This window comes from Paenibacillus ottowii, from assembly GCF_006874425.1.
Lineage (GTDB): Bacteria > Bacillota > Bacilli > Paenibacillales > Paenibacillaceae > Paenibacillus > Paenibacillus ottowii.
Genome location: NZ_VIJZ01000005.1, coordinates 160,045 through 183,014 on the forward strand (window position 1 = coordinate 160,045; position 22,970 = coordinate 183,014).

22 protein-coding genes and 1 pseudogene are annotated in these 22,970 nt (G+C 44.8%); 9 read left to right on the forward strand and 14 right to left on the reverse strand.

Annotated elements, in window-relative coordinates:
- Window positions 1–9: 9 nt before the first annotated feature.
- The 4 genes from FKV70_RS13845 to FKV70_RS13860 form a co-directional block, all read right to left on the reverse strand.
- Window positions 10–891, reverse strand: a complete 882-nt coding sequence (locus FKV70_RS13845; RefSeq protein WP_142613212.1) for a carbohydrate ABC transporter permease — start codon at window positions 889–891, stop codon at window positions 10–12.
- A 26-nt stretch (window positions 892–917) separates the two neighbouring features.
- Window positions 918–2,258, reverse strand: a complete 1,341-nt coding sequence (locus tag FKV70_RS13850; RefSeq protein ID WP_142613213.1) for an extracellular solute-binding protein — start codon at window positions 2,256–2,258, stop codon at window positions 918–920.
- 137 nt (window positions 2,259–2,395) lie between these two features.
- Window positions 2,396–3,196, reverse strand: coding sequence for a response regulator (locus FKV70_RS13855; RefSeq protein WP_063211212.1), 801 nt, complete (start codon window positions 3,194–3,196; stop codon window positions 2,396–2,398).
- Between the two features lie 2 nt (window positions 3,197–3,198).
- Window positions 3,199–4,959 carry a cache domain-containing sensor histidine kinase gene (locus tag FKV70_RS13860; protein WP_142613214.1) on the reverse strand — a complete coding sequence of 587 codons (1,761 nt, stop codon included), beginning with the start codon at window positions 4,957–4,959 and terminating at the stop codon, window positions 3,199–3,201.
- A 508-nt stretch (window positions 4,960–5,467) separates the two neighbouring features.
- Here FKV70_RS13860 and FKV70_RS13870 point away from each other — a divergent pair.
- The 3 genes from FKV70_RS13870 to FKV70_RS26605 all read left to right on the forward strand — a co-directional run bounded on the left by FKV70_RS13870 (window position 5,468) and on the right by FKV70_RS26605 (window position 6,697).
- Window positions 5,468–5,875 (forward strand): SRPBCC family protein, encoded by a 408-nt coding sequence (locus FKV70_RS13870; protein ID WP_063211216.1) that lies wholly within the window; start codon window positions 5,468–5,470, stop codon window positions 5,873–5,875.
- A gap of 14 nt (window positions 5,876–5,889) precedes the next feature.
- Window positions 5,890–6,318 (forward strand): MarR family winged helix-turn-helix transcriptional regulator, encoded by a 429-nt coding sequence (locus FKV70_RS13875; protein ID WP_231116844.1) that lies wholly within the window; start codon window positions 5,890–5,892, stop codon window positions 6,316–6,318.
- 202 nt (window positions 6,319–6,520) lie between these two features.
- Window positions 6,521–6,697, forward strand: a complete 177-nt coding sequence (locus FKV70_RS26605; RefSeq protein WP_244310743.1) for a hypothetical protein — start codon at window positions 6,521–6,523, stop codon at window positions 6,695–6,697.
- Between the two features lie 516 nt (window positions 6,698–7,213).
- On the opposite strand, the gene FKV70_RS13885 is transcribed toward FKV70_RS26605, so the two are convergent.
- Window positions 7,214–7,657, reverse strand: coding sequence for a HEAT repeat domain-containing protein (locus FKV70_RS13885; protein ID WP_142613215.1), 444 nt, complete (start codon window positions 7,655–7,657; stop codon window positions 7,214–7,216).
- A 269-nt stretch (window positions 7,658–7,926) separates the two neighbouring features.
- On the opposite strand from FKV70_RS13885, the gene FKV70_RS13890 reads away from it, so the two are divergent.
- On the forward strand, window positions 7,927–9,120 hold the full coding sequence (locus FKV70_RS13890; RefSeq protein WP_142613216.1) for a glycoside hydrolase family 5 protein: 1,194 nt from the start codon (window positions 7,927–7,929) through the stop codon (window positions 9,118–9,120).
- 251 nt (window positions 9,121–9,371) lie between these two features.
- Window positions 9,372–9,701, forward strand: coding sequence for a hypothetical protein (locus tag FKV70_RS13895; protein ID WP_063211224.1), 330 nt, complete (start codon window positions 9,372–9,374; stop codon window positions 9,699–9,701).
- Window positions 9,702–9,876: 175 nt separating this feature from the next.
- On the opposite strand, the gene FKV70_RS13900 is transcribed toward FKV70_RS13895, so the two are convergent.
- Complete coding sequence (locus FKV70_RS13900) at window positions 9,877–11,307, reverse strand: aldehyde dehydrogenase family protein (RefSeq protein WP_142613217.1); 1,431 nt, start codon at window positions 11,305–11,307, stop codon at window positions 9,877–9,879.
- 319 nt (window positions 11,308–11,626) lie between these two features.
- Here FKV70_RS13900 and FKV70_RS13905 point away from each other — a divergent pair, with 319 nt between their 5' ends.
- Window positions 11,627–12,289 carry a TetR/AcrR family transcriptional regulator gene (locus tag FKV70_RS13905; RefSeq protein WP_064796921.1) on the forward strand — a complete coding sequence of 221 codons (663 nt, stop codon included), beginning with the start codon at window positions 11,627–11,629 and terminating at the stop codon, window positions 12,287–12,289.
- Between the two features lie 337 nt (window positions 12,290–12,626).
- A pseudogene (locus tag FKV70_RS13910) lies at window positions 12,627–12,836 on the forward strand (P-loop NTPase family protein); the annotation flags it as partial.
- 70 nt (window positions 12,837–12,906) lie between these two features.
- Here the strand turns inward: FKV70_RS13910 and FKV70_RS13915 are convergent.
- From FKV70_RS13915 to FKV70_RS26905, 3 genes are all read right to left on the reverse strand, one after another.
- Window positions 12,907–13,488, reverse strand: coding sequence for an NAD(P)H-dependent oxidoreductase (locus FKV70_RS13915; RefSeq protein WP_063211230.1), 582 nt, complete (start codon window positions 13,486–13,488; stop codon window positions 12,907–12,909).
- A 72-nt stretch (window positions 13,489–13,560) separates the two neighbouring features.
- A complete protein-coding gene (locus tag FKV70_RS13920) occupies window positions 13,561–14,145 on the reverse strand; it encodes a TetR/AcrR family transcriptional regulator (RefSeq protein ID WP_063211232.1) in 585 nt (194 codons plus the stop codon).
- A 363-nt stretch (window positions 14,146–14,508) separates the two neighbouring features.
- Complete coding sequence (locus FKV70_RS26905; protein ID WP_142613218.1) at window positions 14,509–15,354, reverse strand: DUF4183 domain-containing protein; 846 nt, start codon at window positions 15,352–15,354, stop codon at window positions 14,509–14,511.
- Between the two features lie 248 nt (window positions 15,355–15,602).
- Here FKV70_RS26905 and FKV70_RS13930 point away from each other — a divergent pair, with 248 nt between their 5' ends.
- Window positions 15,603–16,016, forward strand: coding sequence for a DUF4183 domain-containing protein (locus tag FKV70_RS13930; protein WP_063211236.1), 414 nt, complete (start codon window positions 15,603–15,605; stop codon window positions 16,014–16,016).
- Window positions 16,017–16,178: 162 nt separating this feature from the next.
- Here the strand turns inward: FKV70_RS13930 and FKV70_RS13935 are convergent, their stop codons facing one another.
- Window positions 16,179–16,916, reverse strand: a complete 738-nt coding sequence (locus FKV70_RS13935; RefSeq protein WP_142613219.1) for a cyclase family protein — start codon at window positions 16,914–16,916, stop codon at window positions 16,179–16,181.
- A 400-nt stretch (window positions 16,917–17,316) separates the two neighbouring features.
- Between FKV70_RS13935 and FKV70_RS13940 the strand changes: the two genes are divergently transcribed.
- Window positions 17,317–18,600 (forward strand): pectate lyase family protein, encoded by a 1,284-nt coding sequence (locus FKV70_RS13940; RefSeq protein ID WP_142613220.1) that lies wholly within the window; start codon window positions 17,317–17,319, stop codon window positions 18,598–18,600.
- A gap of 145 nt (window positions 18,601–18,745) precedes the next feature.
- Here FKV70_RS13940 and FKV70_RS13945 read toward each other — a convergent pair whose 3' ends face one another.
- The 4 genes from FKV70_RS13945 to FKV70_RS13960 form a co-directional block, all read right to left on the reverse strand.
- Entirely contained in the window at window positions 18,746–19,813 is a 1,068-nt protein-coding gene (locus tag FKV70_RS13945; RefSeq protein ID WP_063211243.1) for an ABC transporter ATP-binding protein, read from the reverse strand.
- Between the two features lie 225 nt (window positions 19,814–20,038).
- The gene (locus FKV70_RS13950) at window positions 20,039–21,418 is read right to left on the reverse strand and encodes a sensor histidine kinase (protein WP_064796793.1); all 1,380 of its coding nucleotides are present in this window, start codon (window positions 21,416–21,418) and stop codon (window positions 20,039–20,041) included.
- A gap of 3 nt (window positions 21,419–21,421) precedes the next feature.
- On the reverse strand, window positions 21,422–22,132 hold the full coding sequence (locus FKV70_RS13955; protein ID WP_064796794.1) for a response regulator transcription factor: 711 nt from the start codon (window positions 22,130–22,132) through the stop codon (window positions 21,422–21,424).
- Between the two features lie 174 nt (window positions 22,133–22,306).
- Window positions 22,307–22,825: a hypothetical protein gene (locus FKV70_RS13960; RefSeq protein WP_063211249.1), complete on the reverse strand. Its 519-nt coding sequence runs from the start codon at window positions 22,823–22,825 to the stop codon at window positions 22,307–22,309.
- Window positions 22,826–22,970: the final 145 nt, after the last annotated feature.

The following is a 22,970-nucleotide window of genomic DNA, read 5'->3' on the forward strand; positions in this document are numbered from 1 at the left end:
ATGAGTGTTCTATGAATACTGGATGGTATCATTAGTAGCGGTCACCTTACGAATCACCCACGTAGCAATCAGGCAGATGAGCAGCAGAGCAAAGGCTGTAGCGCTGCCATATCCGAAATCAAAGCTGCGGAACGCCTGGTGGTACATGTACGAAGCCATCACTTCACTGGCGCCGTTTGGCCCACCGTCTGTCATGACGTAGATCAGGTCAAAATATTTGAGCGAGCCGACAATGGACAATATGATCGTCACGTTAATCACCTCGCGCAGCAGAGGCAATTTGATACGCGTCGCGATCTGCCAAGCACTGGCTCCGTCGATGCGGGCAGCCTCCATCAGCGTTTCGGGAATGTTTTTCAGCCCGGCATAATAGATCAGGATATAAAAGCCTGCATATTGCCAAATAATCGGGATGAACAAGGCAAGCAGCACCAGCGACGGATTAGCTAGCCACTCGGGCGGGTTGTGAACTCCGACTGACGTCAGCAAAGAATTTAGCACGCCGTTGGTCGGATGATACATTTTGAGCCACAATTGAGCGATTGCTACAGAGGACAGCAGCATGGGAATCAAATAAATTTTCCGCAGCAGGTTCGCTCCCTTGATTTTTCCTGACAAAATCATTGCAACGACCAGATAACCGATCAAGCTAATGCCTGAAAACAAGGCTAATAGCAGCGAATGCCAGGCACTTTGCCAAAACGCCTTGTCTGTGAACAAATGTTGATAGTTATCCAGCCCTACGAAAGTCATAGCGCCGATTCCATTCCACTGATTCAGACCGTAATAGCCGGTCAGTACGATGGGCACATAAATCACGGCAAATAACAGCAGCAGGGAAGGCAACACATAGAGAGCAATGACGAGCTTATTAGACATGACCTTATCCACGGTCAGACCTCCTCAGGTGGTCAATTTCAATTTCCTTTCTCGATGGCAGCCTTATGCTGGTCGGCAAATTGCTGCGGTGTCACCGCTTTACCAAACAATGCCTGAATCATGTTCAAATGCACTTGCGCCGCATTCGGCTTCATCTGTACATCGGCGAACAATGTAATGTTGCTGGCTTGGTTCAGCCCATTCAGCAGATCGACATACAGCTTGGGCAATTTTTCTTTGGAGGTGTCCACTTTCGTCGCTGGAATAACGCCTGCCTGTGTGACCGATTGCTCTCCCCATTTTTCTACGAAGTATTCAACGAACGCTTTGGCTTCTTCTTTCACTTTAGAATTTTCCGAAACGAACAAGCCGACTCCCGGGCCTCCTACCCAACTGTTCTCGTTACCCTTGCCGCCTGCAACCATCGGGAATTTAAAGAAGCCGACTTGATCTTTAAACGCTTGCGGGATTTCGGGATTAGTCGTAAAATTCGGCAGCTCCCAAGTAGCCATCAAATACATCGCCGCTTTGTCGTTCATAAACTCGGATTTTCCTTCATCATTGGACAAGCCGTTAAATCCTTTGTTAAAGGCATTCATATCCACCAGGGTCTGGATTTCGGAGGCCGCCTGGATTAAACCAGGGTCATCGAACGAGCCTGAGCCGTCAATTGCTTTTTTCAGCGTTTCGCTACCTGCTATACGGTCTGCCAGATACATGTACCAAAGCGAACCCGTCCAGCGGTCTTTATTGCCCAATGCAATCGGTGCAACTCCATGATCTACAAGTGTCTTCACCACCTGCTTAAATTCATCAAATGTCGCAGGCACCTTCAAGTTGTATTTTTGGAATATGGCTTTGTTGTAATAAATGGGGGTTATGTTCAATTCGATTGGAAGCGCATATGTTTTGCCGTTCAGCGCATACGCTTCGGTCGTTCCTGGTACGAATTTGTCTTTCAGCTTGGAAGCTTGCAACAGGTCATCCAGCGGCGTAAATAATCCACCTTTAACGTAAGGCTCCATAAAGCCCGCTGCCCAGGTGATGCCGATATCCGGTAATTCATTGGAAGCTGACAGCACTTTGAGTTTATTTTTATATTGTTCATTTTCCAGCACTTCCTGCTGTATGACGACATTCGGATGATCCTTTTCGTATTGATCTATAATCTGAGTCACAAGCTTACTTTGCTGTGCCGAGCTTCCCTCTGGCCACAGGTGCATCATTTTGAGTGTAACCTTTCCTCCTGCTCCGCTGGAACCACCTTGACCATCCTTACCACCACAACCAGACAGCACTAGCATGAATGACAGCAGCAGGGTCAACCCAGCAACCCATTTCCGGTGAGAGCGCTTACGCAAAAAAGACTTATTGGACATCGTTAGACCTCCGTTTGTTGTAATATATTTTTTGTAACCGTTATCATTTGTAAGTTTAGCACTCCATTTTTGCTTCCGACAGGGTACGCTCATTGGGTATAATTCCACTTTTATTGGATTGTGAGCATCCGCTACTGTCAATCGATATTCTCCGGTCCTGTACGCATCTGCTGTCTATACCGGCTGGGACTGACTCCCTCGGTCGCTTTGAATACTTTAATAAAATATTTATCTGTCCGGTAGCCTGAGCGCTCGCCGATTTGGGCAATTGTTAACTGAGTATGCAGTAGCAGCTCCTTGGCTCGTTGAATCCGTAGCCGGTGCAGATATTCGCTAAAGGACAAACCACTTTGCTCCTTAAACAAAACGCTAAAATAGCTCGCATTCAGGTGTGAATGCGCCGCAGTCTGCGCCATCGTAATGGGCTCGTGAAGATGCTCCGCCATATAGGCAAAGGCTTGCCGTACCGGATCACTAAGCGTAGCTGTTTGGAGGTCAAGCTCCAGCAGAACAGGGTCAGCCAGCTTGTCCAGCTTCTTGTACCGCTGCCGTTCCTCTTCCAGCTGCAGCGCTTCATTCACCGCATTCAGCAGCTCCTGCTTATCAATCGGCTTGAGCAAATAATTAACGGCTCCGAGACGAAGCGCCTGCTGGACATAATCAAACTCCGCATATCCCGAGATCACAATGATCGCTGGTCGATGTGAATCCCGTTCCAGAGAACGGATTAAATCCAGCCCGCTGAATTCCGGCAACCGGACATCTGTAATCAGCAGATGCACCTTCTCTGCTTGCAGCATATGTGATGCCTCCAGGCCATTACCTGATGTCATAATCCGGTATTTCCCGGCGGCCCACTGCTCCAGTGTTTGATGTATCCCCTGACGTGTTCTTTGTTCATCATCTACAATGACAATGGTCTTGGATGAAATGCTCATGCCTATCGCCCTCCATATTCATCAGGAATTTCAAAAGTAACCACTGTTCCTTCCTGCACAGCACTATGGATCAGCACGCCGTCTGTTCGATAAGCTGCGCTGTCATAGTAGAGAGCAAGCCGACGCTGCACATTAACCAGCCCCATACCGGTTCCCTTGCTCTGGCAGGCAGCCCCCTCCATCAGTGCTGTACGCACAGCTGCAAGTCCCTCCTCTGTCATTCCAGGTCCGTTATCTGTAACCTCAATTTTGGTCCAACCCAATCTCTCCGAAGGAGTGACTCGAATCTCAACCCGGCCGTTGCCGATACGATTTTCGACGCCATGTAAGATTGCATTTTCAAGAATCGGCTGGATCAACAGTTTTGGAAGCGGAATTCTCGCCGCCTCTGACGGCATATGAATTTGCCAGCTCAGGCGTTCACCCAGACGCATCTCCATCAGTTCCAGATAACGACGGACTTGTGCCATTTCTTCCCCTAGTGTCACCCAAGAGTCATGATGAGCCGGTTCGATCACATAACGAAACAGCCGCGACATGGACACCATCAGCCCGGCAAGCTCCTCTTCCCCCTTCTCCTGTAGCGACCAGTTAAAAGCATCCAGTGTATTAAAAAGAAAATGCGGATTAATCTGCGCCTGCAGTGCTTTAAGCTCGGTTTGGCTTTGCAAAGCCTCCTTTTCACAAATGACGCGGATCAGATCATTGATATCAACAATCATCGTGTTGTACTCTGCGTTTAATTCCCGTAATTCAACTGCTGCTGCAGGTTCTGGATTCAAGACTAACGCCCCTTCCCGTGAACGGCGCATCGCCTGAATCAACTGACCTATCGGTCTTGTAATCAACGTGGACAGCATAAAGGACATGAACAGGAATAATACGGCCCCTAGAGACGCAGAAATAATAAGTGTCGTCCGTAAAACCGTAATTCCGTCTGTGACGACGCTAACCGGAATCAGGATCAGCAGCGACCAGCCTGTCCGCTCTGACTGCTGAACCGCCTTGACATATTCCCGTTCCCCAATATGAACCGTCTGTGTCTTGCTGTGCAGAATATCTAATAAATTGGTTCGATCCATAGGCTCACCCGACAGCAGCTGCCCTCGGCGATCTATAAGCAGCATGGTTTCATTCGCTTCTTCATTAGTTGCTGGTGCACCATTCAGCCCAAAATAACTTCGTTCCATGCGGGTAATCAGATATCCGCCGCGTGAAAACCAGCGATCCACCAGGCTCACCTGCCGGATTGCCAGCAGTGACCGAGGGTCCTCAGGATCTATGCCGATCCAGACCAGCCTGCCTTTCATTTGATTTGCTTCCCGGATGTCCGCCTGTCCGATCCGATCCTCCAGGCTGCCCTCTCGAATTGGAAACAACATCTTCCCTTCGGCGGTGTACAGCTCCAATGAACCAACACTCGGCATGTAGGCCTGATAGCTATGCATCACTTGCAGTAGCGATTGGCGCTGTTCGAAAGTCACCTGACTCCCATTGCGTTCCTCCAGCAAAATATGCTGAACAGACGGGTGATTCGCCACCTGCTCGGTCAGGCTGTCCATCTGGCCGATTAAAGCATCCAGCCTGCCGCTTGCTTGTACTGCAGTCTGACCAATGTGCCGCTCTGCGCTGTCCTTTAACAAGTGAGAGACATTAAGGTAAATGAACGCCCCCGCCACACTCATCATAATGAGCATCACCAATATAAAGCCGATAAAAATTTGATTACGCAACGTGTTGAATGGTTGAAACCTTGAACGCATATGCCGTCTCCCCCTGAATCATCGCAGAAAAGCCGATAATGATAACGCTTTCTATTTTTCTATTCTAGCGCATCGTTCTCCTTTGTTGGCATATTTTTAGCAGAGTTGGATCAAACGGACAGCTCTCCTTGGAATTATTTCGCTTAATGTATTGGGAAAATAAAGTATTAGACTTCCGATGCGTCCTTAAGCTAACGAGCAGCCAATGGCTTGAACTATGCGATGGTTATTATTTGTGAGCCGCAAAAAGCTTCTTGTGACGGAATTTACGTCCCAAGAGCTTTTTCACTATTATACGGTTAGATGTTAATTCTAAGACGTAATTCCGCCATCATAGCCTCAGCTTGCTGTGGATCTTCATTCAGCAGCTTCCTGTATGTCAGCATCCAATTCAGCGTTACATAACATAACTGGGTGATTATCTGCACCCTTTTTTATTGACATTACTTGGATGATGCATTATTATAAGTATACATATAATAAGTGAACTTATAAAGGAGTTGTGATAATGAAAATTGGGATTAAGATTGCTTTTAATGCACCAAGAGAGAAAATTTGGGAACACTATATTGACAAAGAAAAACGTGCTTTATGGGAGGAAGACTTAGAAGAGCTTCAATTTGATGGGGAAATAAAAAATGGCACTACTGGGCGAATGAAATTGAAGGACATGCCAGCAATGGAATTTGTTTTATCAAAGATAGTTGAAAACGAAGTCTATCACGATAAGTATACTATCCCAGACGCAGGTACATTTTATTTTTGCCATGATATCACCGAAGAAGACGGACAACTATTTGTAAAACATTCAATTTCTTCTGATGAGGATAATGAAATTGCATTAAATGTTTTGACTCAAATTTTTTCGGATTTCCCAAAAGTATTGTGGAAATTTAAAGAAGTAGTTGAAGCTTAATGGAATTTAACTCCATGTTTAAGAACAATGCTGATGAATCAACTGGATTGCTGTTTGTTAAAACATATAATAAGTGGCATGGCAGAATAAAGTCAGCATTAAGCAATTTAGGAATAACCCATCCTCAGTTTGTTGTGTTGAGTACTCTTAATTATTTAAGTCAATTTGAAAAACATATAACGCAGGCCAAAATATCGAGTGTTTCAGAAATTGATGTAATGACAGTTTCACAAATGCTCCGTACACTTGAAAAAAATGGACTTGTAAGTAGAAAGCAAAGTCCTATAGATTCAAGGGCCAATTCCATTGAAATTGTCCAAAAAGGTGTAGAAATTATCAGTAAAGCTGTACCCATTGTTGAATCTATAGATTTAGAGTTCTTTGGGACATTAGGGCCTGAATTGGCACAGTTTAAAGATTCTCTACGAAAATTGGTTAAATGATTATATTTTAAAAACATAATGCTGCAGCAAAAGGGCAGGATACTTTCGAGTATTCCTGTCCTTTTTAAATATTTACCTTTTATTTATTCGATGAGCCCGAGTTCTTCATATACTGCTCCTGCAGGCTCACGACTGGATGGCGTGAACGACGAAGGCATTCCCGTTCAGCGACATTGCCGGCGTCATCGGTTGTCACCTGGATGTGCCTGTAGTCAGCATCCCGCGTGAAGAGGCACATGCGATTTTCAGTTTTCTAGGCATGGTCGCGTCACTTGACTTAGCAAGATCAAGTGATGGGACGAAGGAGTTGCTCGGCTGGAAGCCTGTCCAAGATGGACTTCTCGCAGATCTGGAGCAAGGACATTATTTCACAAAATAGCGTTAGATAACTTGTCCTGTAGACTAATAGATAAACCGATTCGGTATTTGGATTACCGGTATCATTTTGTACTTTTTATGGCCTTATTTGGATCTTACCGAATTTGGTCCTGGATTAGACAGGGCAAGCTATAAACACACAGATCATTAAGCTATCGTAGGAACGTTAGTTCAATGAAACAGCGACAGTCTAGGACTTTATTTTCTCGTTCTTAGCTGTCGCTGTTTCAATTTCTAAGTCAGTCTAACACTTATTTTATGGAGTCTGGCGGTGTTACAATTCGAAAAAACGCGTGAAATAAAGAAATCTAGTCTAATACTTTATTTTCTGCTGACACTTGATAGAGCTACTACCCCCGCTGTTCCTCCAAGTTTATGTATAGTTTGTTTCTCATTTTTTTCTTCCGAATATTAAAAAGCCTTAACAAAGATATACCCTAATCCTTGTTAAGACTTGGTTTGCATTAGCAACAGTAATAGCAGTCCTCAGAAATACATCAATGGCAGGGTTCAGGCATTATCTTGTCGATAACGAAGCCCATTTTTGTTCTAGCCACTGATCAAATTCAGCACCCTTGTTGCCTTCATAGATATCATAAATATCGACTCTCATCTTACGCAGCTTCTCGCGAAAATCGTTATAGGTATGGTCGGCTGGCAGACTTTTTTTAATCCGCACCAGGATCTTCGTCAACCCCTTAACAAGCTCACCCTCTTTGCGCACAGGCGGCTGTACATTCTCGCCCCATTCCTGAAGTGTGCGGTAAGCGGCTTCCTGCACAGCATATACTGTATCATTGTTCAAACGGTGTGTCAGCAAGTCAATCGTTTGCTGGTTTTTCCATGCCCCTAGTTCATTCACCGCAGCTAGACGCGTTTTCCAATCGGAGGTGCGGTTTGCAGCTACTTTAAGCTGCTCATATACTTCTGTAAATTCCTGTTGCGTTTCATTGTTTTCCAAAATAATCTCATCCTTTTCTAAAAATCACTATATATCTGTTCATCACGATTGCCGTTTGTTAAATATAACATACTTGCAGGTCTTCTTCTAAAAAAGATTATCATGAAATGTGTAGGGGAAAACTTAACCTTCCGTTGTTAAAAATCTAATGAGTTCGAACAAAATCTTAAAAATATACGAATTTTATGAACTTGTCTGATGGAAGATTTGAACATAAAATGAAAATGTAATCGGTTACAAATAAATTTAATCAAGGAGGAAGCAGAATTATGAAGAAAAAAGGGTTAAAAAAAACATTTTTCGTCATTGCCTCCCTCGTCATGGGCTTTACGCTGTATAGCTACAGTCCCCCTTCAGCAGATGCAGCCAGTGTGAAAGGATATTACCACACTCAAGGAAACAAGATTGTAGATGAAACCGGGAAAGAAGCTGCATTTAACGGTCTGAACTGGTTCGGTCTGGAAACCCCTAATTACACCTTGCATGGACTGTGGAGCCGCTCAATGGACGACATGCTGGATCAGGTGAAGAAGGAAGGCTATAATCTCATCCGTCTGCCTTATAGCAATCAGCTATTCGATTCCAGTTCCCGTGCGGACAGTATTGATTACTACAAAAATCCTGATCTGGTCGGATTGACCCCGATTCAAATTATGGACAAGCTGATCGAAAAAGCTGGACAACGCGGTATCCAGATTATCCTTGACCGTCACCGTCCAGGCTCAGGTGGGCAATCGGAGCTCTGGTATACCTCCCAGTACCCTGAGTCCCGCTGGATTAGTGACTGGAAGATGTTGGCCGAACGATATAAAAACAATCCTACCGTTATTGGTGCAGATTTACACAACGAGCCACACGGTCAGGCAAGCTGGGGGACAGGCGATGTCTCCACAGACTGGCGTCTTGCGGCGCAGCGTGCAGGGAATGCCATTCTGTCCGTGAATCCGAATTGGCTGATTCTCGTAGAAGGTGTGGATCACAATGTCAAAGGCAACAACAGCCAATACTGGTGGGGCGGCAACTTGACAGGTGTAGCTAATTATCCTGTCGTTCTGGACGTACCGAACCGTGTCGTCTATTCTCCACATGACTACGGCCCTGGTGTGTCTTCACAGCCATGGTTCAACGACTCGACCTTCCCATCCAACCTGCCAGCGATCTGGGATCAAACCTGGGGCTACATCAGCAAGCAAAACATTGCCCCAGTGCTGGTCGGTGAATTCGGCGGCCGCAATGTTGATTTGTCGTCCCCTGAGGGGAAATGGCAAAATGCGCTTGTTGACTATATCGGTGCCAACAACCTGTACTTTACGTATTGGTCCCTCAATCCGAATAGCGGCGACACAGGCGGTCTACTGCTGGATGACTGGACTACCTGGAATCGTCCGAAACAGGACATGCTGAGCCGGATTATGAAGCCTGTTCATTTCATAGCAGAGCAAGCAAAAGCAGCCGCCGAATAGGCATAGGACTTCACTTTGTTTATTCAAAAAGCCGATTTTCCTCCTTCAGGTCAGATTATGCTGAGACTATGAAGAGGTGGAGAAACGGTTTTTTTGTTCTTCCAGTTTTACACATTGTAAATCCCACATTGAATGGGGCATTTTGTAAACTAAATCTCTCTTTTAACCGATAAATACATATGTTGGATTTGAAATTTATTTCGACGCAGGACGCACCATGAACGTAAACTAATCAGAAAGGAAGTTTGCAAGTGATTATTTGGAAGGGTTTCGGTATTTTAAACGTCATTATTCCAGCAATTTTATTTTTTATTGTCGGGAGTTTGGTATCCGCTCTAGGGCTTGACTCTATAGATTCAAGACTGCCAATGGCTTTTGTGTTCATTGTGTCAGGAGTTATTATCTGGCATTTGGGAAAAGCACTCAACGCCGACTCAGACAAAGTGCTAGTTGATATGGAAACAGGGCAACGCTATCGGATGGGAACTCAACACAGTTTGTTTTTTATCCCCATGCACTATTGGGGCCCTGCCGGTCTAGTGATCGGATTTGTTTTAATCGTTGCATCCATATTTATATAACGTGGATTGGAAAACATGAGTGATTCCAAACACCGCAATGCGAGCTAGTTGCTCCCCTTGCGGTGTTTTTCTTTTTGAAGTCAATCTAGCCTTTTCGCTACATTCGCCGTTCGAGGATCAGCGAAGTTAGCTGATACCGAGCTGTTAAGGAGGAAAGGATCAGCACTGTGTTTGATTATTGGGCCGAGTCATAGCCTGTTATGGTTTTCGTCTCCAAACATTCCTCCAGCCCATGTAATCCGTATTCTCTGCCGATACCCGATTGCTTGAATCCCCCGAACGGTGCCTTCATTTCAAAACCTGCTCCGTTAATGAGTACAACACCAGCAGCAATTTGGGCTGCCACTTCATTGGCTTTTTTAATGTCCGAGGAACTCACGTAGGCACCGAGGCCATACTCTGTATTGTTAGCCATTTCGATGGCTTCCTCTTCCGTCTCGTAAGTTAAAATCGATAAGACGGGACCAAAGATTTCTTCCTTGGCGATCGTCATGTCTTCTGTCACCTGAGCGAAAACTGTTGGTTTAACAAAATATCCTTGTTCCAACCCCTCTGGATGCCCTACACCTCCAATGACCAGTTCAGCACCCTCATCAATACCAGACTGAATATATCGCTGAACCTGATTGTATTGCTTCTCTGTTACGATTGGACCAAGTTCAGTGCCTTCTTCCCAGGGATTGCCGACTTTAATGCGTTCCACAGTTTCTTTAGCTACCTGTTTCACTTCTTCCAGCCGTTGCTTGGGGACCAAAAGGCGGGTCCCTGCAACGCAGGCTTGCCCATTATTGTTATAACACTGTCTTACTGCGGTCGGAATTGCCGTGGAAAAATCAGCATCATCTAAGATGATGTTCGGCGATTTGCCGCCCAGTTCCAGCGTGACCCGCTTCATCGAATCTACAGCACCTCGCCGAATTTCCTTTCCTGTTCGAGTGGAACCAGTGAAGGTGATCATTGCAATATCCGGATTGCGGGTCAGTTCGAATCCAACCGTTTGGCCAAGACCATGAACTACATTGATAACACCAGCTGGAATATCAGCCTCATGGAAACATTCAGTAATCAGATGTGCCTGAATCGCGCTAAGTTCACTTGGCTTGATTACCACTGGACAGCCAGCAGCTATGGCAGAAGCTAGCTTTGCAGTAATCTGAGAATAGGTTGCATTCCAGGGGGTAATAATTCCAATAACTCCAATTGGCTCTGCTACTACTTTCGCTTTCCCGATATACTTAAAGAAATTGAATTCCTCAAGTGCTTCTTTCGTGTCCAAAAAATTTGTAGCTGCCAGTTTGACTCGGCCAATGGCAGCGGGCTTCGGAGCACCATATTCATTGATGTTAGCCTCCATCATTACTTCTAATTTTGTCATCACCGCGTCATGTAGTCTTTGCAGCATTTGACTGCGCTCCTCCACTGAAGTTCGTGAGAAAGTCTTGAATGCTTTCTTTGCTGCCGCGATTGCTCGTTTGGCATCCTCTTCGTTCCCTAAAGTAACACGTCCGATGATTTCTCTAGTTGAAGGATTAATAAGTTCTTGTACCTCTGTGCCATAAGGCTTTACAAATTCCCCGTTAATATAAATTCGATTAATTGTTCTCATTTAAAAAACTCCTTTGAATTCATTTAGGATGTACTATTCTCGAACCCAGAATCGGCATATACAGCATAGAGGTGAAGTGAAACAATATCCTTTCCCGCAAAACCTCATATAAAAACAGAATTGCTACCGTAAGTGCAGTATAGCAACCCGATCTACTGGCCCATTCTTTGAAGCCCCCTTCGCACTCTGCTAAAAAGAATGATAGCACACAACAAAAACTAAGTAAACAAAATACATATAAATTGTCTATAATGTATAATTTGTTTATGACCTATTGGAAACGTGTATAATAGAAGGAACAGATAAAGGGGGAGCGTAAATGTCAATGGAGAATCAGCAAGATAAAGTAAAAAACAAGCTGCTGAAAAAACTGATTCCGTCCCTCATGAAAGACGGGTTTCAACAAATGAGGATGGACGATATTGCTAAATTTATGGATGTTAGCAGGGCAACGATGTACAAGAATTTTTCTTCAAAAGAGGAAGTCATCGAGGGTGTCGTTCGCATTTTTGTTGACTATATAGAGCAGCTAGAGGACCGTACCAATGAGGATGACGATCAATCATTTGGGGTTTGGTTTCAGCAATTGTTTGAACAATCGGTATCGTTAGTTGGTAAAATATCTGATGTGTTTCTGAAGGATTTACAAACGGTATTTCCAGATATGTACGATGTTTTGAAGACTGCGTTGGATAAAAGGGAACAGCAGACCCTTAAATTTTATCAAGATGGGAAGAACAAGGGGGTTTTTAATCCGATTAATGAGAAGTTCATTTTACTTCAAGACGATATTTTGCTCCGGGAAATCCTGAATGTGAAGTATTTGCTTTATAACCAAATAACCATTCAACAAGTCCTCCATGATTATTACCATTTAAAAAAAATTCAATTGTTTAAACCGGAAAAGATGTCCTTAGTGGACGACTCACGAATTCACCCTGTCATTGAACATTTTGTCGAGAAATTCAATCGTGCTTTATAAATCAAGAGGCTGTCCCAAACTACCATGGCTTTACGGCCACCACCATGAATGAAAATGAACTGGGCCTGTGAATCTGTATGTTCCATACTGGAACTGTAGGTCACAGGCCGTTACTTTTGAAGTAGGACAAACACGCTGGTCCCCAAACCGGCTGACTGTATCACGAGCACGCCTATTATCGCTACGAGCACGTGTATAAACATTCTTATCTCTGAGGGTACATGACCCTGTACTATTACAAGAGTGATACGCGGGATACAGGCGAATTTGGAAAAGTGTGCTGGACTTGAAGTATACAAGAGACAGTGGTTGCCTGTCCGGGCAGACCACACTTCTCAATCTGCTGCTGGCGAGCTTGTTTTTGAGGAAGAACCGTTTTCTACTCATTGACAGGCCGACCAACCATCTGAATCTGCATGCTCGGAAGCTGGTCAGCGATTATTTGAACGACAAGTGCTGTTTTATTTTGGTGTCGTACGACCAGGCGTTTCTCGACAATTGCGTGAACCACATTCTTTCGATCAACAAGACCAACATCGAAGTCCAGAATTAAATTGTAGCTTCCCAAAAGCTTATAGGTTAATGGATCAGCGTATTTGCTATTGTGATGCGAAAACTTAGCTCATGCTTCGACCTAGCTGCTCGATCTTGCTCAGCCACTCGTTACGCTGTTGGTCTGTCCTCTTATTCATGAGGTCAATAGTCGTAGCACGTACCGGCTTGACACCGCATAAATGTAACGTGGAATCCTTCATCATCCGGTGCCCAGGCTGTCCCTGAAAAAGTCGGTAATACCAGTGCGGACCATCCATCGTGCTGATCAGGCGGGCCGTTCTTCCCTTTAAGAGCCTGTCAGGCAGGGGTTTTCCTTTTTGATATTTAAACGCAAATCCTGGCATAAAGGTACGGTCAATAAACCCTTTCATTAATGCAGGCAAGCTGCCCCACCAGATCGGAAAGACAAATACGAGATGTTCTGCCCATTTAATCCATTCCTGTGCTTGAATTAAATCAGGCTCTAGCGCCAGCTTATTCCGATAACCTCCTGATAGATTGGGATTAAACTCCAACGCGGACAGCTGCAACAAACGAACCTCAGCTCCCGCACCTTCCGCTCCTTTTACATAGGATTGAGCCAGCGCTTCTCCGTAACTGTCAGCGATCGGATTCCCCTGAATCACCAGTATTCTTTTAGACATATAAGCCACTCCCTACTCCATATAATAATTTTGGTTAGAAAACACTAACTTTATATTCAAAAGAAAAGGCCACTACTGACCTTTACTTAATAAAGCCGTTAAACGTTGTTTGATCTCTGCTGCCAATGGAACTAGCCGCTGTGGCAGTTCACCTTCCAGGCTGGACACGGACAAGCGTGTAATGGCTCCAATCACGAGCACGCCGGATAGCTGAGCATCCTGCTTCGGCAGTTCACCTTGTTGAATCCCCTGTTCGATAAATTCAGTCAACGCCTCCAGCGGCTGACGTACATTCTGACTCTGGCTTGCTTCGACATACAGCTCATGATGCTGTGACAGTAAAAGCAATCCATATTGGTCCTCATCATGCATATTCAGTACTTCATCCACCAGTTGGTGGAAACGACTGAGAAAGCTCCCACTTTGCTTGCGATAAAAGTCAATTAAAGTGGTGTAGCTATTGCAATACTGTCCGAATACTTCCAAAGCCATTGCGTCTTTACTCTTAAAATGCTTATAAATGGCGGCATCCGTCACACCGGCAGCCTCTGCAATTTCTTTGACCGAAATCCCGTCAATTCCTTTGGTTGCAAATAAACACATCGCTGCCTGCAGAATATCCTTCTTTTTGCTGTCTACATGAGTTTTCTTATTCATAGGATAATAGTAAGTGATTACTAACTAAAATGCAAATCTTATTTATGCATATTCATCCTGTCTGTATGCTTTAATTTAAAAATCCATTGGAATGAACCTAAAATATCATGTTTTTATAAATGAATGGTCATGAATACGTTAAATGATACGTGTATCGCCTCGTTTTATTCCTATAAAATATATATGTAACCGAATAAAAGCGGGCGTTTTGAACCGTTAATAAAAAGGAGTAAACTAATTGAGGACGCAAGGACTCATGGTCTCAAGAGGCTGCTGTATCCGCCTCTGGTTTGCCTCACCACGAACGGGCGACCTATGCGCTGTCTATAACACAAATCCATGAAGTACTGATCACGAGCGATGTCATGCACTATAGAGCACACTAAATTGAACAATTTCCACAATAATAGGTGTACCGGAAGAAATGGTCTCCCCTTCGCCGAGGTGAATCGTGAGCGATGAAGGTGTCAAGCTGAACAATGTCCTTTCTTGTAACATGCCATTAATGTACAGATTGGCGTAACTATTGCTTCCGACATGAAACCGCTGAGAAGGCCCCTGCACACCATCTACAGAAAATTGATCCGCCATAATCGTGACTGAAGATTCAATCGGGTCAGGAGTAAAATAAAAATACCGCTCAGCTGTAGGGACAATTTCAATATTGGAGATGTCAGGTGCCGGACCGGTTGGACCAGTTATACCTTGGGCTCCCGTTGGACCGGTTACACCCTGGGCTCCGGAAGGACCGGGTATGCCTTGGGCTCCGGGAGGACCAGGCATGCCCTGGGCTCCGGGAGGGCCTGGTATACCCTGTGCCCCGGAAGAACCGGGTGCGCCTGCACGACCTGGAGCTCCAGCTGGACCGGGCACTCCGGGTGCTCCCTGTATTCCTGCTGGACCCTGTATTCCTGGTGCTCCCGCAGTTCCCGGTACGCCTGGCGCTCCTGTCACCCCGGCTTCGCCCGGCATTCCTGCTGAACCCGGTAGACCTTGCTTTTCTGTCTGCCCCGATCCCCTCCTCCGCTTGGCAGAAGTATTTTTGAAGCGCGGGTGTATAATAATTAGCTTTGGATGCTTTCGGGCATGCAACCCTGTTTTTGTTTTACCTTTGGATGGATGCCTGGATTTACACTTTTTACATTTGTTAATCTTGCAATGTATCGTCCTCTTTCCCTGCCTCCTTAGTGATGCATCACGTCTCCTCATACCAGCCGTATCCCCCTCCTCTCATGCTTATGTATTGTATGCACATCTCCCCTTAGAGTCTTAGGCATTTGTAGCATACAGATACCAAGTATTCGCTTACATTTTTGGCGCAGCAAATTAGGGCCTTCTTCATTTACCCTATTATTAATTAGGAAGGTTCATATGCCGTTTCCGAATTGGTTGAAAAATCATTTATTGATTAAGAGCCACTTAGTGGCTCATACCAGTATAGAAAGGAGATGAGAACTATGCCAATCATAAAACCTGTGTACACAGCAGTAGCTACTGCTCCCGTAGCAACGGGTGGTGCTATAAGCACGACTGTAACCCCAGCCGTGACTCGTTTTTTTGCAACAATTACAGCCGGGATGATCGGAGCAACAACAACAACTATTCCTGCTGCCAGCTTCGTAGATGACTCCGATACTCCAGTTGTTGCTTTGCCAACATTAACGGCTACTGATTCTGCTAATTATTATATTAATGGAGTTATTCAGCAGAGCTCCTTATTCACCTTAACCACGGCAAGTCTGGTCATTGCCTCCGTAGATATTACACCAGGTGTCCCCGCTGTCATAGAAATATCTGATTTTAGCGGCACAACCTCCACCATCACAACCCAGCCTACCATCTCTGCCCCTACCGTAACAATTATCACATAAGGCGTTTCAATAATGTTGAACCTACCTGGACTGAATGGTGATTCATGCTGGACACTACCCCGAATAAGCAAGAAAAAGACCGATTCAGATGTTAATATCTGCATCGGTCTTTTAAATTCTCAATAATCTAGTCTATTTTCAAATTGACTGGATACTGCATGATTAAGGCAAAATGGCAAAAGAGCGCACCGGAAATCCGGGAGAATCCTGAATGCTCGGAACAATATTATAAATGACTGCACCCGTCGGGGGCAGCTTGTCCAAATTCTTCAGCACCTCAACTTGATACCGATCCTGCTCTAATATGTAGTATTCTCCTACCAGCTTGCCCGCTTTTCGATAAGCTACAGAGGAGTCAGTATCCAGTGTTTCATGTCCGATCGCAGCAACATTTCGTTCCTCTACCAAAAAGCGCAGCGCATCCAGCGACCAACCCGGGCAATGTGCGTCTCCGGCGGTGTCTTTGTTCGAGAAGGCATCAGGGTCAGGCCAACGCTTGCTCCAATCACTGCGAAAGGCGACAAAGGACTGATCGGCAATGCGTCCGTGCTCTTTTTCAAAATCCAGAATATCAGCAACCGTAAGCTCATAGTCGGAATGGGCTGCCACGGCTGCTGAACGGTCGATAACAACGAGCGGCAAAACTAGCTCCTTCAACGAAAGCTCATGTAAATAACGTTTACCCTTCACAAAATGAACGGGAGCATCGATATGAGTTCCATACTGCCCTGGAAAGCAATATTGTTTTACAAAAAAGCCATCGTCATGGGTAAACAGGGTATCCACCTGAACATTATCAAAAACCGGAAAATGAGGGATTTCGGGATAAAAGGCGTGAGACAAGTCCACCCACTCTTTCTGCTTCAACAACTTCAAGATATCTGCTAAATGCTCTGCCATAATGCCCATTCCTCCTCAGCTTGATTAAAAGCATTGTACCTGAGGATTCTACAAAAATCCATAATTCCCCTGTCATTTTTTTTCGCATTTTGACTTGAAATCGTTAACATTACGAGAAAAATGATTCTATCTTTATTCACCGAAAAATTCCATATAATCATATATACAATTCTTATTTCGTGTGATTGTTAACGTTTTCATTCTTGTATATGCGTTTTGATTGAAAAAAACAGGACTATATTGAATTATATAAAAAATTAGACAAAAATTTTAGCATGTAACTTTTATTATATTAACAAATACTGGAACACAAAGTATGATAGAACATGTAGAAACTACAGGAGTACCCGGGACTCCCTTCGTTCGTCTACTCTATTAATTCAATATACGGAGGTATTTTATGAAAAAAAGATGTTCACTCGCCATCGCAGCCGTGTTACTGTTCGCTACTCTGGCTCCTATGGATGCACCTGCACATGCAGCCAGCGATATCGGCAAGGAGACACTCGGCAGCAAAAACGGCTGGGCCGCCTTTTCTACGGGTACAACAGGTGGAGCTGCTGCTACTTCCTCCAATATTTTCACCGTAACGAACCGTAAACAACTTGTCGATGCCTTAGGTAAAAGCAGCAACACTACGCCTAAAATCATTTATGTTAAAGGCACAATCAATGCCAACGTCGATGATAACAATAAACCGTTAGGACTGAATGATTATAAGGACCCTAAATATGATTTTAACGCATATCTCAAGGCGTATGATCCATCTACATGGGGGAAAAAGGTTCCTTCCGGTACATTAGAAGACGCACGTAAGGCTTCACAGAAAAATCAAGCCAGTCGTGTCGTTATTGATATCCCCTCCAATACAACGATAGTTGGTCTGGGCAATAACGCCGTCATTAACGGTGCGAACTTCCAATTGAAAAAGGGTACAGACAACGTTATTATCCGTAATATTGAATTTCAGGACGCCTACGATTATTTCCCGCAGTGGGACCCAACGGATGGCAGCACAGGCAACTGGAATTCAGAGTATGACAGCATTACAATTAATGGAGCTACACATGTATGGGTGGACCACAACACGTTCAACGACGGGTCTCACCCCGATAGCGGAAATGGCACCTTCTACGGTCAAGAATACCAGCATCATGATGGACTGCTCGATGTGACTAACCAAGGCGATCTGGTTACTATTTCATACAACCACTTTTACGATCATGACAAAACATCCATTATCGGCAACAGCGACAGCAAAACAGCAGATGAAGGAGCTTTACGTGTAACCCTGCATCACAATTATTATGAGAACACAGTACAACGAACACCGCGCGTACGTTATGGACAGGTTCATCTATATAACAATTACTATTCAGGGGATGTGAATCGCTCTGAATACCCTACGCTGTATATTTGGGGTGCGGGCAAATCCTCCAAAATCTTTGCTGAAAACAATGTCATTGACGTTGCGGGACTATCCGCAGCCAAAATTGTGTCTGTTTTTGGTGGAACCGCCTTGTCAGATACGGGCACACTTCTGAATGGACAGGCCGTTAACGCAGGCTCCAGTGCGGGTCTTAGCTCCTCTGTTGGCTGGAAGCCATCCTTGAATGATAAAATCTCCCCATCCGCCAGCGTGAAGGCAGAAGTCACTTCCCAAGCCGGTTCTGGCAAGTTGTAAGTGGTGCCGTATAATACAAAGCACCACAGGCCCATGTAGCCTGCGGTGTTACAGCAAAAAGGCTGTTTCTCCGTAATATGAATCCACATGGAGAAACAGCCTTTTTCATTTATTATTTGAGATTATTTACAAATTATATCGTACCTTAACTGCCGTATTGTTCAACTAAAACTGGCTTTTCAAATGCATTATCCAGCTTGCGAAGTTTAGCCTTCACCGCTTCTGGTGGCTCAACCGCAGGTGCATCTGGATGAAGCAGCCACGATTTCACAAAGTGTGTATCGGACAATTGATAGAGTGGTGGCTCTTTCTCAAAGTCAATTTTCATAGCATACGAACTACGGGCTGCAAAGGCATCCCCTACAGGTGGGTGAAGCAGATCCGGTGGTGTTCCCGGGATCGCAGCCAGCTTCTGACCATGGCTGTCCAAACTAGGCATGGAAGCGAGGAGTCCCCATGTATATGGATGTTTCGGGTTATAGAAAATTTCATTAACCGTACCTGTTTCCACGATTTGTCCTGCATACATAACAGCTACACGATCTGCCATCTTTGCCACAACACCAAGGTCATGAGTAATAAAGATGATAGAGGTATCGATCTTTTTCTGAAGGTCCTTCATCAGTTCCAAGATTTGAGCTTGAATGGTTACATCCAACGCAGTCGTCGGCTCATCGGCAATCAGAAGTTTAGGATTAGCAGCCAAAGCCATCGCAATAACGACACGTTGACGCATACCACCACTGAACTCATGCGGATATTGGTTGAAACGCTGTTCAGGGTGTGGAATACCTACCAGGTTCAGCAACTCAATGCCCCGCTTGCGAGCAGCATCTTTAGATATCTTTTCATGCTTGAAAAGCACTTCCGTGATCTGCTTGCCGACTTTCATCGTCGGGTTAAGCGAAGTCATAGGGTCCTGAGAAATCAACCCAATTTCCTTACCACGAATTTTTTGCATTTGCTTTTCCGTTTTATGAATCAACTCTTCCCCGTCAAACAAAATTTGACCCTTTTGATAAACGCCCGGAGGAGTTGGGATCAGCTTCATAACAGCTTGCGAGGTTACACTTTTGCCTGAGCCGGATTCGCCGACAATCGCCAGCGTCTCTCCTTTATTGACATGAAAGTTTACGCCACGAATGGCCTGCACTAGTCCCTGACGGGTCTTGAAAGATATCGTTAAGTCCTTCACTTCCAAAAGGCGGTTCATCTCATCACTCTTTCATTTATTATTCATCATTATTATTGACCACTATCTAAAAAAACGACGTTCATGAGTCAAGGTATATACGAATAATTTTACTCATTTTAGTGCTCGCCAGTCAAGCAATATCTAAAATATCACCAAAAACCTGACATGATACGTCATATTAGCGGTATATTTTAGCGATAAATTGATCATTTTTAACCATTTTTGCCTCATTTATAACATGTGTCATGACATGCGTTGAATGTAGCTGAAGCGTGCCCCACCTAATGGCGACCGTGTACAAAGTAATTCTCCATTCAGTCGGGAGGCTATTTGACGGCAGATAGCCAATCCTAGACCCGTGACACCATTTGATCCCGTATAGAATCTTCCGAACACCTCGGCTGCTTCAGACTCGGTTAGGCCTTTCCCATCATCATCTACATGCATAGCCCACACAACCTCCGGTGTTGTCCCTGTCTCCAAATGAATGACAACCTCCGTAGAGGTATGTCGAACTGCATTTTGCAGCAAATTCAATATCATGCGGAATAATTGCTCGGCCGGCACGGCCACATGCAGCCCCTCTCCCTCCACTCGCAGCGAGATAGAGCGTTCACTGGCCATCGGCATCAACAGATGAACAGCGTCCTCTGCCATACTTCTCAGATCAACCAGAGAGACAGGCCATTCCTCAGTTAGCGCCTCCAGCCTCGATAGCTGAAGCAACTTTTCCACCATATCAATTAATCGCTGGGATTGCACTCTGATAATGCTCAGTCCCTCATCCTGAGATACCACTTGATCCTGAATGGCATATACATAGCCTTGAATGGACATTAACGGTGTCCTTAACTCGTGTGATACATTTTGTAGAAATTCAATTTGGCTGTGGTGGTGCTGCTGAATGCGGGCGGACATGGAATGAAAGGTGCCAATCAATTCGCCAATTTCGCTTTTGTCCGCCTGTGGAAAATCACTATCCTGTGGCTGATTCGGCTCATAGTTGCCTACCGCCTCCTTCAATCGTTTGAGCGGACGTACCAGACGTGAAACAACCAACAGACCAATAACGAGAATCACCAGAAAGCTCGCGATGATCGACAGCAGCGTAGTTCTCATTAACGGTACATAAAGAGCTCTTAAAGAAGATAAGGGTGAATATACAAAAATACGAAAAGGTTGCCCGGGCAATTCTTCATTCGTAAACAGTATCTTTTTACCTGAAAGGACAGCAACGCCTTCATGTGTAGTAACCAAATCGTGGGCAGACGGATGGACCGATGCAAAAAAGCCCTGGCGGACCAAAAGCAAACGCTCGAGCTTTTTGCCTTCCATTCCAGCGACGCTGGAGTCGATGATGCGATTATCCGTGCTTAAAATAAAATAATCGGCAGATAAAAGCACACCCTTGATAACATAGTGAAATTCAGCATTATCCAGCCGATCAAATCCTCCGTCACTCATAATATGGACGGCTTTCCGTGCCTGATCATGGAGCTTGGATTTGGCCTGATTCACCAGAATGTCATCAATGAGCCTAATGAACAAGACCACCGTTATACAGACCGTAATCAGCATGGCAATGGAGAGGGACAGCAGAATTTTAGCTCTCATCGTACGCATGGCTTACTTCTCCTGAACCGTTGCTTTATATCCGAAGCCCCATACCGTGTTAATGACGAGTGTGGAGTGGTATTCTGCCAACTTTTTGCGAATCCGTTTGACCAGATCATCTACGACCCTCACATCTCCTATAAAATCATAGCTCCACACCTGCTGAATCAAATGCTCTCGGCCAAAAGGTCGTTCCAGATGATTCGCAAGAAACAGCAGTAGATCGAATTCACGTGAGGTCAAATTCACCGCTTGTCCGTCTACTGTAACTTTACGAAAGTCAGCAAAAATGCATAGATTGCCCGCATGGCAAAGATTTGCGCTCTCTGTTACTTGCTTGTCATCAGATGCGGACGTGCCCGCCTTGCTAAGCCTCAGCATCGCTTTGACCCTTCCCACCAGCTCTCTTGGATTAAAGGGCTTGGTCAAAAAATCACTGCATCCCAATTCCAGCCCGTGGATGCGGTCACTTTCCTCTCCGCGTGCGGAGATCATAATGATTGGCATTTCTGTAAACTCACGAAGCTGAGTCAATAGAGAAAGCCCATCAATGCCTGGCATCATAATATCAAGCACGAGACAATCCGGACGGTTGGTTCGGATATGCTCTACCAGTGTTTTCCCACTGGAAAAGGAAGTTACCTCATAGGACTCTTTTTTCAAATATTCAGATATTAGTTGTAAAATGAACACATCGTCATCCACTACTACTATTTTTGTCATAGCCTTAACCCCTTGCTGTTGTTCTGAATGCTAGCATCCTTTCCTAAGCTTAACAGAAGCCCCGCAGAATAGACAAAAGACGGGTATACCGTTCCCGGTCCCGTCTTTTCTTATCATGAATCGCTGCTGTATATGCCAGGTGAACTGAAAGCTAACTAACTTCTACCTTCTACCTTATTTTTTGTTTGTTACTACTTTAGCTGCTGCTTTTGGAGCTGTTTTCACCGTTTTTGGAGCTGTTTTTGCTGGAACTGCTTTTTTTACTGGAGCTTTATGGGTCACTTTTTTAGCTACGACATGGTGTGCACGGGTTTTATGTGCTGCTGCCTTGCGTTGAACAGCTTTATGTTTTTTTGCATGATGTTTAACTGTGCGGTGTTTTGCTTTCACTGCTTTTACTTTGTGGCTTGCCACTTTTTTCGCAACGGCTTTTTTGGCAGGAGCCTTTTTGGCTTTAGTTGTTGCTTTATGAGCTGTTGCAGCTTTTTTAACAGGTGCTTTCACCTCAGGGGTTTTCGTTACAGGTGCTTTTGCCGGTGTTTTGCTAGCAGGAGTCGTAACCACAGAAGCTTTGGCGGCAGGTGCAGTGGTGGCTGGAGTTGTAGTTGCTGTAGCAGCGAATGCACTGCTTGCTCCTCCCAGTACGCTTACTACGGTTAATACGGCTGCTGCATTTTTAGTCCATTTTTTCATGATTGAATCACCTCTCCTTTAAAGTATCTTTAGCTTATCAGGAGAATTCGGGATAATTGTGGAAGAAATATGTGAAAAGTATATGAAAAAAGCGTACAGCTCTGTATCTGAAAAATACATGAGTCTGCACGCTATAAGTGTTACA

Coding starts and splice junctions, on each gene's coding strand:
- FKV70_RS13935 (WP_142613219.1), bottom strand. CDS start 16,916: ATGGCAGAGCATTTAGCAGATATCTTGAAGTTGTTGAAGCAGAAAGAG.
- FKV70_RS13870 (WP_063211216.1), top strand. CDS start 5,468: ATGAAAATTGGGATTAAGATTGCTTTTAATGCACCAAGAGAGAAAATT.
- FKV70_RS13860 (WP_142613214.1), bottom strand. CDS start 4,959: ATGCGTTCAAGGTTTCAACCATTCAACACGTTGCGTAATCAAATTTTT.
- FKV70_RS13950 (WP_064796793.1), bottom strand. CDS start 21,418: ATGCGTACGATGAGAGCTAAAATTCTGCTGTCCCTCTCCATTGCCATG.
- FKV70_RS13940 (WP_142613220.1), top strand. CDS start 17,317: ATGAAAAAAAGATGTTCACTCGCCATCGCAGCCGTGTTACTGTTCGCT.
- FKV70_RS13855 (WP_063211212.1), bottom strand. CDS start 3,196: ATGAGCATTTCATCCAAGACCATTGTCATTGTAGATGATGAACAAAGA.
- FKV70_RS13875 (WP_231116844.1), top strand. CDS start 5,890: ATGTTTAAGAACAATGCTGATGAATCAACTGGATTGCTGTTTGTTAAA.
- FKV70_RS13850 (WP_142613213.1), bottom strand. CDS start 2,258: ATGTCCAATAAGTCTTTTTTGCGTAAGCGCTCTCACCGGAAATGGGTT.
- FKV70_RS13900 (WP_142613217.1), bottom strand. CDS start 11,307: ATGAGAACAATTAATCGAATTTATATTAACGGGGAATTTGTAAAGCCT.
- FKV70_RS13945 (WP_063211243.1), bottom strand. CDS start 19,813: ATGAACCGCCTTTTGGAAGTGAAGGACTTAACGATATCTTTCAAGACC.
- FKV70_RS13955 (WP_064796794.1), bottom strand. CDS start 22,132: ATGACAAAAATAGTAGTAGTGGATGACGATGTGTTCATTTTACAACTA.
- FKV70_RS13915 (WP_063211230.1), bottom strand. CDS start 13,488: ATGTCTAAAAGAATACTGGTGATTCAGGGGAATCCGATCGCTGACAGT.
- FKV70_RS13960 (WP_063211249.1), bottom strand. CDS start 22,825: ATGAAAAAATGGACTAAAAATGCAGCAGCCGTATTAACCGTAGTAAGC.
- FKV70_RS13930 (WP_063211236.1), top strand. CDS start 15,603: ATGCCAATCATAAAACCTGTGTACACAGCAGTAGCTACTGCTCCCGTA.
- FKV70_RS13905 (WP_064796921.1), top strand. CDS start 11,627: ATGTCAATGGAGAATCAGCAAGATAAAGTAAAAAACAAGCTGCTGAAA.
- FKV70_RS26905 (WP_142613218.1), bottom strand. CDS start 15,354: ATGAGGAGACGTGATGCATCACTAAGGAGGCAGGGAAAGAGGACGATA.
- FKV70_RS13920 (WP_063211232.1), bottom strand. CDS start 14,145: ATGAATAAGAAAACTCATGTAGACAGCAAAAAGAAGGATATTCTGCAG.
- FKV70_RS13890 (WP_142613216.1), top strand. CDS start 7,927: ATGAAGAAAAAAGGGTTAAAAAAAACATTTTTCGTCATTGCCTCCCTC.